The 8068-nt window shown below is 69.7% G+C and carries 8 protein-coding genes; 5 read left to right on the plus strand and 3 right to left on the minus strand.

The genetic code is table 11. The annotated features are described in order from the left end of the window. Positions 1 to 403 precede the first annotated feature (403 nt). On the minus strand, positions 404 to 1306 hold the full coding sequence (gene rsmI, locus QZY48_RS27965; RefSeq protein ID WP_366929799.1) for a 16S rRNA (cytidine(1402)-2'-O)-methyltransferase: 903 nt from the start codon (positions 1304 to 1306) through the stop codon (positions 404 to 406). On the opposite strand from rsmI, the gene QZY48_RS27970 reads away from it, so the two are divergent. The 4 genes from QZY48_RS27970 (at position 1305) to QZY48_RS27985 (ending at position 5158) form a co-directional block, all read left to right on the plus strand. After that, entirely contained in the window at positions 1305 to 2606 is a 1302-nt protein-coding gene (locus QZY48_RS27970) for a penicillin-binding protein activator (protein ID WP_295436921.1), read from the plus strand. The genes rsmI and QZY48_RS27970 overlap by 2 nt on opposite strands. Then, on the plus strand, positions 2603 to 2980 hold the full coding sequence (locus tag QZY48_RS27975; RefSeq protein ID WP_295436922.1) for a YraN family protein: 378 nt from the start codon (positions 2603 to 2605) through the stop codon (positions 2978 to 2980). Before QZY48_RS27970 ends, QZY48_RS27975 begins: the two co-directional genes overlap by 4 nt. 221 nt (positions 2981 to 3201) lie before the next feature. Continuing rightward, positions 3202 to 3780 (plus strand): BON domain-containing protein, encoded by a 579-nt coding sequence (locus QZY48_RS27980; protein ID WP_295436923.1) that lies wholly within the window; start codon positions 3202 to 3204, stop codon positions 3778 to 3780. A 1-nt stretch (position 3781) separates the two neighbouring features. After that, positions 3782 to 5158: an FAD-linked oxidase C-terminal domain-containing protein gene (locus tag QZY48_RS27985; protein WP_295436926.1), complete on the plus strand. Its 1377-nt coding sequence runs from the start codon at positions 3782 to 3784 to the stop codon at positions 5156 to 5158. 243 nt (positions 5159 to 5401) lie between these two features. Here QZY48_RS27985 and QZY48_RS27990 read toward each other — a convergent pair whose 3' ends face one another. Then, positions 5402 to 5791 (minus strand): hypothetical protein, encoded by a 390-nt coding sequence (locus tag QZY48_RS27990; RefSeq protein WP_295436927.1) that lies wholly within the window; start codon positions 5789 to 5791, stop codon positions 5402 to 5404. Between the two features lie 333 nt (positions 5792 to 6124). Between QZY48_RS27990 and QZY48_RS27995 the strand changes: the two genes are divergently transcribed. Next, positions 6125 to 7912, plus strand: a complete 1788-nt coding sequence (locus QZY48_RS27995) for a GspE/PulE family protein (RefSeq protein ID WP_295436929.1) — start codon at positions 6125 to 6127, stop codon at positions 7910 to 7912. Here QZY48_RS27995 and QZY48_RS28000 read toward each other — a convergent pair. Continuing rightward, positions 7884 to 8068, minus strand: a 185-nt coding sequence (locus tag QZY48_RS28000; RefSeq protein WP_295436931.1) for a hypothetical protein, incomplete at its 5' end; no start/stop codon positions are given. The two genes, QZY48_RS27995 and QZY48_RS28000, sit on opposite strands and share 29 nt — an antisense overlap.

Raw genomic sequence — 8068 nt, forward strand, 5'->3', positions numbered from 1 at the left:
CCTACGGGAAGGCTCCGCGCCCGTAGGGTCCGCTGTGCGGACCAGCGACCTCGCGTCCGGCGGGATGACCGGGATGATGATCATCCAGGCTAGGATTTGTGTTGGCCGCTGTGCGCCCGGAGGGCTTGGCGGCGAGTGGCGGCGACGAACTGCGCCGCCGAGCGGCGCCGGGGCAGCGCCAGCGGCGCGGGAACTCCGGTCACACGCCGACTGCCACAGGGGTGACACCGCAGAGCGATGTCGCCAGCAGTCACTTAGCGCCGGCCTGGCGCAGTATCCGCTCGCAAACCCGGTCATGGTCATTCTCCACAGTTAGCACCATTGCGACCAAGGATGGAAACGCTCAGCCGGCAGGAAGCCGCGAGCTTTCGCTCCGCCGCCGGTCAGGACGGCACCCGGGGCCTCAGGGGTCCCGCTCCCCCGCCCCCAGCCCCAGATCGAGCCCCATCCGATACAGGTCGTTCTTGCGCCCCCCGGTCAAACGAGCGGTGAGCCCGGCCGCCTGGCGCAGCGGCAGGTCGGCGGCGAGGATGCGCAGGACGCGCTCCTGCTCCGCCTGGTCGGCGCCGCCGGGGTCCTGCCAGCCCTCGACCAGGATGACCAACTCGCCCAGGCGCTGTTCGGCGTCCGTCTCCAGGCGGTCGGCCAGTTCGCGGGCGGTGCCGAAGAGGAAGGTCTCGAAGCGTTTGGTCAGTTCGCGGGCGACCACGGCGCGGCGGGTCTCCCCGAGCACGGCCGCCAGGTCGGTGAGGGTCGCGGCGGCGCGGCGGCCGCTCTCGTAGAACACCAGGGTCCCGGGCTCGCGCGCGAAGGTCTGCGTCCAGGCGCGGCGCGCGGCACTGGTGCGGGGCGGGAAGCCCAGGAACAGAAAGCGGTCGCTGGGCAGGCCCGCCGCGGACAGGGCGCAGATGGCGGCGTTGGCCCCGGGGATCGGGACCACGGACAGCCCCTTGGCGCGGGCGGCGGCGACCAGGTCGTAGCCCGGGTCGCTGATCAGGGGGGTGCCGGCGTCGCAGACCAGCGCGACGCTGCGCCCGGACTCCAGGGTTTCGATCAGGCCGGCGGCGGCCCTGGCCTCGTTGTGGTCGTGGTAGGCGGTGAGCCGGGTGTTGATCGCGCAGTGCTCGAGCAGGTGCCGGGTCTGGCGGGTGTCCTCGGCGGCGATCAGGTCCACGTCCGTCAGCGTCTTACGGGCGCGTTCGCTCAGGTCGCCAAGATTGCCGATGGGTGTTGCCACCACGTATAGTACGCCGCGTCTCTCTTCCAACTGACCGTCCCCCGACGTCTGCAACGGAACCTCTATCATGCACCAAGACCGCGCCCCCGCCCTTCCCAATTCCGTGCTTGCGCGGTGCCGCGTGTCGGCGCTCATCGGCGTCCTGGGCGCGACCCTGCTCGTGGGCGGCTGCGCCGGCTTCCTCGCGGGCCAGCCGAGCCCGCGCGGCGGCTATGCGAGCGGCGACAAGGTGGCGGTGATCCTGCCCACCGGGGGTCCGGTCGCGGATGCGGCCAACGCGGTCCGCGAGGGCCTGCGGGCGGCCAATGCGGCGGACGACACCGCCGCCAAGCCGACCCTGACCTTCATCGCGAGCGACCAGCCGAACCAGATCGCGGATGCCCATAAGAAGGCCGTCACCGGGGGGGCGACCCAGGTGATCGGGCCGCTGCTCAAACCCGCCGTAGACATCCTGGCGAGCGGTCCGGCCCTGAAGGTGCCCACCCTCGCCCTGAATCAGGCGACCAAGCCCGGCAAGGCCGCGGGCAACCTCTACCAGTTTGCCCTGGCCCCGGAGACCGAGGCGGTGGAGGTGGCCACGAAGGCGAAGGCCCAGGGTCTCACCCGCGCCCTCATGCTGATCCCCCAGGGTGATGCCGGCCAGCGGCGCGCCGACGCCTTCCGCCGACAATGGCAGAGGCTCGGCGGCACCCTGGTCGGGGAGACCGGTTTCGACCCGGCCGCGGCGGACCCGGCCGCGGCGGTCCGCGCGCTCCTCGGCAAGGGCAAGGCCGACTTCCTGTTCCTGGCGGCCGATGGGGAGCAGGCGCGCCAGGTCTACCCCGCCGTGCGCACGGCGGCGGTCGCGCTCCCGGTGGTCGCCACCTCCGCGGTCTACTCGGGGGCGGCGGACGCGGCGCGTGACAAGTCCCTGGCGGGGCTCTATTTCGTCGATGCCCCCTGGGTGTTGGGGGTAGGGGCGGCGGATGATCCGCTGGCCCGCGCCAAGCTCAAGAAGAGTGCCGCGCTGGCCAACCCGCTTGGTTTGCGGCTCTTCGCCATGGGGATCGATGCCTACCGGCTGACCCCGCGGCTGGCGGCCCTGATGAAGGACGCGGGCGCCACCTTCCCGGGTGTGACCGGTACCCTGTCGATCGACGCGCAAGGCCGGGTCCAGCGCCAACTGATGCTGGCCCAGTTCACCGCGGGCGGTCCCAAACCGGTGACCGCCATCGCGGCGGCCGCGGCGCCGCCCCCGGCCAAGGCCGGCGCTGAGGCCGCGCCGGCAAAGCCTGCCGAAACGGCCCCGGCCCCAGCCGCTGCCGTCAAGCCGCTGGCCAAGCCCGAGCCCAGCCGCCCGCGGCCGGAACCGGTGTCCCGGGGCGGGTGAAGGACCCGGGGCGCCCAGGCGCGCCGTCCCCGACCGCGGTCGGCGCCGACAAGGAACGGCTCGCCGCCGACTGGCTCAGGGGCCAGGGATTGCGCCTGATCAAGCGCAATCATCGCTGTCGCTTCGGCGAGATCGACCTCATCATGCAGGAGGGTGAGAACCTGGTCTTCGTGGAAGTCCGCTACCGCGCCGGCACCCGCTTCGGCGGCGCCGAACTGAGCGTGGACTATCACAAACAACGGCGTCTCTGCGCCGCCGCCGGGCATTACCTCCAGGCGCACCCGAGCGGCCTGGCCTGCCGTTTCGATGTGGTGGCGATCGGCGCCCAAGACCGCATCCAGTGGTTCAAGAATGCCTTCGATGCGGCCTTTTGAGCGGGCGCCCTGTCCCTTGCGCCGACCCGCCGCGTGCGGTCCGCACAGCGGACCCTACGGACGCTACACCGCGGCGAGCCTGGGCGCCGTTGGCTGGTCATCGTGTCCATTTATTATCAGCCCCTTGCACCGGTTGTCAGCAACCGGTGCCCAAACTCCCCAGAGGCGGAACCGCTTTGAGTGATCGAAAGACAGTGCGGCCACCGCGATGGCCGCGAACCATGGCGGCGCTCCTGTTGGCCGGGGTCGTCCCCGTGCTCGGCGGCTGCGTCCCGCTCCTGGTCGGCGGGGTCGCGGTGGGCGCCGCGGCGGCCCATGACCGGCGCGACTACACCGCCTTCATCGACGACCAGCAGATCGACTTCGTCGCCACCGCCGCGTTGGCTGACGAGCCTGGGCTCAAGGGGCGCGGGCGGGTGTCGGTCACCAGCTACAACTATCTGGTGCTCCTCACCGGTCAGGTGCGCAGCGAGGCGGAGGTGGCCCTGGCGGGCGGGGTGGTGAGCCGGCTGCCCAAGGTGAGGAAGGTCGTCAACGAGGTGACCATCGGACCGGATATCGATTTTGCGCGCAAGAGCGAGGATGTCCTCTTGACCTCGCGGGCGAAACTCGTACTCTTCAAGGTCGAGGTCCCCGATTTCGACCCCACCCGGGTCACGGTGGTCACCGAGAACGGCGTGGTCTATCTGCTGGGTCTGGTCTCGGTCGCGGAGGGGGACGCGGCCGTGGAGCAGGTCCGTTATGTACCGGGGGTCGTGCAGGTGGTGAAGCTCTTTGAATACCAGGAACCCAAGACCTGACGTGAGCCCCGCGCTGCGCGCCGACCTGGCCGCCATTGCCGGGCCGGGCCGGCTGCTCACCGATCCGGCGGACTGCTGGCCCTATGGCTACGACAACAGCCGCCGTCAGGCCCTGCCCCAGGCGGTGGTCTTCGCCGCGGATACCGGACAGGTCGCCGCCCTGGTGCGCCTGTGCGCGGCGCAAGGTCTGCCGCTGATCGCCCGCGGCCGGGGCACCGGCACCACCGGGGCGACGGTGCCGGACCGGGGCGGGGTGGTGCTCTCCTTCGAGCGCATGAATCGCATCCTGCGCATCGCCCCCGGCGACCGGCTGGCGATCTGTGAGCCCGGGGTGGTCAATGCCGATCTGCAGCGGGCGGCCGGCGCCGCGGGCCTGTTCTGGCCGCCGGACCCGACCAGTGCCGCGGTCTGCACCATCGGCGGCAACCTGGCCTACAACTCGGCCGGGCCCCGGGCGGTCAAATACGGTACCCCGCGCGAGAATACCCTGGGCCTGACGGCCGTCACCGGGCGCGGGGAGCCGATCCGCACCGGCGTCCTGACCACCAAGGGGGTGGTGGGCTATGACCTGACCCGGCTCATCATCGGTTCCGAGGGGACGCTCGCCCTGATCACCCAGGCGACCCTGCGGCTGACCCCGCTCCCGGAGGCGACCCGGACGCTGCGCGCCGCCTACCGGGACATCCAGAGCGCGGCGGCGGCGGTCGCCGCCCTCATGGCCCAGCCGGTCACGCCCTGCGCCCTGGAGTTCATGGACGCCGCCGCCATTGCCATGGTGCGGGGCTACGCGGCGGTCGACGTACCGGCGGCGACCGGCGCCCTGCTGATGATCGAGGTGGACGGTGCCCGCGCCGGGATCGAGGACGCGGCGGCGGCCCTGGCCGCCGCCGCCCGCAACGAGGGCCTGCTGGAGGTCCGCCACGCGCGGGATGCGGCCGAGGTCGAGGCGTTGTGGCGCACGCGCCGCGCCCTGTCACCGGCGCTGCGCCAGGTGGCCCCAAAAAAGATCAACGAGGACCTGGTGGTACCGGTCTCGCGCCTGGCGGAGTTCATCGATGGGTTGGCGCGCCTGGCGCGGGAGACCGGCATCCGCATCGTCAACTTCGGCCATGCCGGCAACGGCAACATCCATGTCAACCTGCTGATGAATCCCGACGACCCGGCGGAGATGGCACGCGCCCACGCCTGTCTGGATGCGGTCTTCTCCCTGACCCTGGGGCTCGGCGGGACCCTCTCGGGGGAGCACGGGGTGGGGCTGGAGAAGCGCGACTTCGTGGACCGGGAGCTCGACGCCCCCACCCTGGCGGTGATGGCCGCCATCAAACGGGCGCTGGACCCGACGGGGATACTCAATCCGGGTAAGGCATTGCCGGGCTAGGATTCGCTTCCACCTGCAACTTCCGGGGTGACCCCAACGGGGTCATACATACCAGCCCAGGGCAGCGCCCTGGGAAGACAGTTCAATTTTCACTCAGCCCTGAAAGGGCGTGACAAAATGATCCACGGAGAAAGCGCCGACGATGTCACGCCCTTTCAGGGCTGACCGGTTGCTGTGCGTAATCCCAGGGCGTCGCCCTGGGCTGGTATGTCACGCCCCTTCGGGGCTTGAATTGGCCGCAAGCTAGTGGGCGGCGGCCCGAGCGGCCTCCTCACGGGTGTAGAAGCGTCCGTCGCGGATGAAGCCGCTGACCAGCCCCGGCCTGGTGCTGGTGACGTGCCCGGCGTCATCGCGGGCGGCGATCCAGTCTTCCGGCAGCCCGTCCAGGACATGGACCGGTGCCGGGGAGCCGTCGGCGTACCGGGAGGCGGCCAACTCACCGGTCGCGCTGAGTCGGAAACCGGGCGCGAAACCCTGGCGGTCATTATTCCGGCTGATGCCCCGAGTGTGCTCGAAGAGGACGTTTTCGTCGCGCAGTGACAATTCGGTCAGGGCGCCCTGCCGACGGCGTGAGCGCTCCTGTTGCTGGGGTTGGACCACGGCGATAATGAGTTGTAGTGACTGGGTGTACATCTTGCTGCTCCCGGCCCCCGGGGTGGGGGACCCTTGCCTAAAAGCTTAGCACTCGGCGTGCCAGCATCCAGGGGCGCCGTTCGTCGCCATTACGGGACCGTTGCGCCATCCGCCCGCAAGCCACAGGCCCCGGGGGCGGTGGCGGCGCTGCCCGGCTGAGCGAAGGCGTTGCAATCGGTGGTGCGGGACTTGCAAACTGCGATGCACGGGACGCGCTACGGCAACCGCCGCGACCGCCGGGTCCGTCCGCTGGGCGGATTGCACCACCCTGGTTCACCGCAAGCCATGTATTCTACAGCGTCGCGGGTCCCATCCCGCCGGGAGGAATCGAACGTGGCGTCAGCGAAACAGATCGAGAGTCGTCCCGACCATCGCCTGAGTGTCGAGGAGGTGTTGGATGACCTGGTCGCCGACGGCATCATCGTGCCCGCGAGCGCCCAGACCGTGCTGTTCAGTGTCACCCCCAAGGACCGGGCGGACCACCACGCACTGGAACTGGTGGCCGACGCCAAGCTCCACCACGCCAACTCCAAGCGCATCATCACCCTGGAAGAGCTGACCCTCTGGCTCGCCCAGCGCACCGGGCTTGAGTACCTGCGCATCGATCCACTGAAGATCGACGCCCCCAACGTGGGTGACCTGGTCACCGCCTCCTATGCGACCTGGAACCGCATCCTGCCGGTGTCCATCTCCCCGGTGCGGGCGGTCTTCGCCACCTCCGAGCCCTATCTCACCGGCTGGATCGAGGAACTGGGCGGGATCATCAAGCGCGAGATCGTGCGGGTGGTCGCCAACCCCCGGGACATCGAGCGCTACCGCAAGGAGTTCTTCGGCGTCTCCAACTCGGTCAAGGGGGCGAACGTCACCGACGGGACCCGGCGCTTCGTCGGACTGGGCAACCTCGAGGCCCTGGTGGAGCTGGGCAAGTCGGGGCAGATCGACGCCAACGACAGCCACATCGTGCACATCGTCGACTGGCTGCTCCAGTACGCCTTCGACCAGCGGGCCAGCGACATTCACCTGGAGCCGCGGCGCGAGGTCGGCAACATCCGTTTCCGCATCGATGGAGTCATGCACCCGGTCTATCAGGTCCCGGCCCTGGTGATGACCGCCATCACCAGCCGGATCAAGATCCTGGGGCGCATGGACGTGGCCGAGAAGCGCCGCCCCCAGGACGGGCGCATCAAGACCCGCTCCGAGGACGGCCGGGAGCTGGAGATGCGTCTGTCCACCATGCCCACCGCCTTCGGCGAGAAACTGGTGATGCGCATCTTCAACCCGGACGTGCTGCTGCGCAACTTCGCGGATCTCGGCTTCGGCGAGGAAGACGCCAAGCGCTGGCAGGCGATGGTCGGGCGGCCCCACGGCATCATCCTGGTGACCGGCCCGACCGGCTCCGGCAAGACCACCACCCTGTATTCCACCCTGAAGACCCTGTCCACCCCGCAGGTCAATGTCTGCACCGTGGAGGAGCCCATCGAGATGGTGGAGCCCGCCTTCAACCAGATGCAGGTGCAGCACAACATCGGGCTGGATTTCGCCAGCGGCATCCGCACCCTGATGCGCCAGGACCCGGACATCATCATGGTCGGCGAGGTCCGCGACCGGGAGACCGCGGAGATGGCGGTCCAGGCGTCGCTCACCGGGCACCTGGTCCTGTCCACCCTGCACACCAACGACGCCCCGTCGGCCATCACCCGCCTCCTGGACATCGGCGTGCCGCACTACCTGATCAAGGCGACCGTCATCGGCGTGGTCGCGCAGCGGCTGGTGCGCACCCTCTGTCCGCACTGCAAACAGGAGGTCCCGGCCGACCTGGACCTGTGGGAATCGCTGATCAATCCCTGGAAGCTCAGCCCCCCGGGCACCCTGTGGCAGCCCAAGGGGTGTCTGGAGTGCCGCAACACCGGCTATTATGGGCGCATCGGCCTCTACGAGATCCTGACCCTGGACGCCGAGATCCGTGACCTCATCACCCCGGCCTTCGACGAGACGCCGTTGCGCCGGATGGCCTACCAGAAGGGCCTGCGGCCCCTGCGCATCAGCGGCGCCTTCAAGGCCGCCCGCGGGGTGACCAGCATGGAAGAGGTCTTCAAGGTCGCGCCGATCCGGGCGGATTGACTCGGGGTCCGACCAGACGGGCCGGAGAAACATGCCCCGTCCCGTCCGAAGGGACAGGCAATGCGGGTGCAATCAGAACTGATGTGGTGACCGAGATCCCGGGTACGCTGTCGTTGTCGTTGTCGTTGTCGTAATCGAATAATCCGACCACGATTA

This window comes from uncultured Thiodictyon sp. (genome assembly GCF_903828115.1).
Classification (GTDB): Bacteria; Pseudomonadota; Gammaproteobacteria; order Chromatiales; family Chromatiaceae; genus Thiodictyon.